Origin of the sequence: Enterobacter cloacae complex sp.6700776, from assembly GCF_048284255.1 — a bacterium.
Lineage (GTDB): Bacteria > Pseudomonadota > Gammaproteobacteria > Enterobacterales > Enterobacteriaceae > Enterobacter > Enterobacter intestinihominis.
Map to the genome: position 1 here is coordinate 1 of NZ_JBLVYK010000340.1, position 260 is coordinate 260.

Annotated in this window: 1 protein-coding gene; it reads left to right on the forward strand. The window is 35.0% G+C overall.

What is annotated here, in order from left to right; all coding sequences use genetic code 11:
* The coding region (locus ACNQ0T_RS24540; protein ID WP_417930529.1) for a hypothetical protein at positions 1 to 216 on the forward strand (216 nt) is incomplete at its 5' end.
* Between the last annotated feature and the right edge of the window lie 44 nt (positions 217 to 260).

Sequence of the window (260 nt, forward strand, 5' to 3'; positions counted from 1 at the left end):
TGGCAAAATTTCACAACCACTAGGAGCAGTACTATGTTTATTTTCAACATCAACATTTACGTAACCAAGAGCTCTTCATCTTGTTCCGGAGACGGACAGAAGAAGAAAAAAAGAGAGGTTGGCTCTCTGGAAGTGCTGAAAACCCCGCAGTTTTGGGGTTGTATGTTCTTGATTTTTGTTAAATTATTAGATTATATATCAAAATTCTTTAACTAATCGACTTTTAACTCAAACATCATGAATAAACCTAGGTTTAATGG